This is a genomic window from Candidatus Symbiopectobacterium sp. NZEC135, from assembly GCF_025962695.1.
Genome location: NZ_JAGFPF010000552.1, coordinates 1 through 1229 on the forward strand (window position 1 = coordinate 1; position 1229 = coordinate 1229).

Consider the following 1229-nt stretch of genomic DNA (forward strand, 5'->3'; position numbering starts at 1 on the left):
GCCTTCTGCTATTTTGTCGGCGTTAAAAAAACGCACCTTCCGGGCATAAGCGTCTAAGGTTTGGGGGACCAGCCAAAAATTACGTTGTCCGCGCTCATTTGCTATGTTGAATTTTTCATCATCCAGCCAGTGTTGCGCTTCGAGAGGATGAAGAATAATTTCAGCGTGGTTAAAAACCGGCTGTTTCTCAGAATCCAGTAGGCCTCCAATATGATCCGGATGGCAGTGCGTCAATAAAACGGTATCGACGTCGTCAGGGCTGACACCCGCTGCGGCAAGGTTTGCGTTGAGTTGTCCCGCCATGTTGTTCAGCGGGCCTGTGCCAGCGTCAACCAAAATGATCCGACCCAGACCGCGGATAAGGTAACAATTTATATGGATATCACCGGGCTCACTGATTCCGGCACGGCATTGAATAACGTCCGCATCAGCTTTTTCAATGCCTGACAACAAATCCAGACTCGCTGACATATTACCGTCACTCAGCGCAGTTATCTGAAAATCGCCAATCTGACGGAACGAAAGGGGATGGCTCATCACTACCTCGGGATCAGTTGCGGGCGAACAGGTGTTCTGCTAGGGAGCCAAAACAGCGAATACGGGTCATCAGACCAGAGGCCTGTTGAGTGGCAAAATCCAGTTCACGCATAAAGTTCTCCATCACTTCATGGGTTCGCAATGTGGTCAGACGATAAAAGAGCTCGGCATAAACCGGTTGCCCGCATCCCGGCTTTACATCGACAAAAATGATATGAACGTTTTTGGGGTCTGCACCCAGGATGTCACAGCAGAGGGCGCTGCATTTATGGGTAAAATCACCAAGGTTTTTAAACTTGTCAGAGTGATTTTCAGAAATATAAAAAGTCAGATTAGGCATGATGTTATGGCTTCCCTTTTTCAGCACTCTGCAACTGCGGTGTCAGAGGCCCGTAGAGAGACACACCAGACATATCTGTAAACAGCGAGGCCTTCTCAACAGGCAAGACATATGCAACGCGATAGTCAGGGGATTTATCCAGCCCCACCGCATGCATTTCCAGACCCCGATATCCCAGTTCTGTTTCTAAAAAGTCTATTGGCTTTACGCTCAATAGCAGAATTTCATCGGAAGAGATGGCTGGAGCAAGGCCTTCACCTTCATAGAGGTTACGATACCAGTCAGTAATGCAGTCCTGCCAACGAGAGAAATTACCGCCTCCTTTTAAACGGTAATCCTCACTGCTGAGAAT

Annotated in this window: 2 protein-coding genes and 1 pseudogene; all 3 read right to left on the minus strand. The window is 48.4% G+C overall.

The annotated features are described in order from the left end of the window. A partial coding sequence (locus J5224_RS28705; RefSeq protein WP_264628496.1) for an MBL fold metallo-hydrolase occupies positions 1-537 on the minus strand: 537 nt, incomplete at its 3' end. Positions 538-550: 13 nt separating this feature from the next. Beyond that, positions 551-877 (minus strand): hypothetical protein, encoded by a 327-nt coding sequence (locus J5224_RS28710; RefSeq protein ID WP_264628497.1) that lies wholly within the window; start codon positions 875-877, stop codon positions 551-553. A 4-nt stretch (positions 878-881) separates the two neighbouring features. After that, positions 882-1229, minus strand: a pseudogene (locus J5224_RS28715) (sugar ABC transporter); the annotation flags it as partial.

Excerpts from the sequence above, each read along its gene's own strand:
- J5224_RS28710 (WP_264628497.1), bottom strand. The coding sequence starts at position 877 with ATGCCTAATCTGACTTTTTATATTTCTGAAAATCACTCTGACAAGTTT.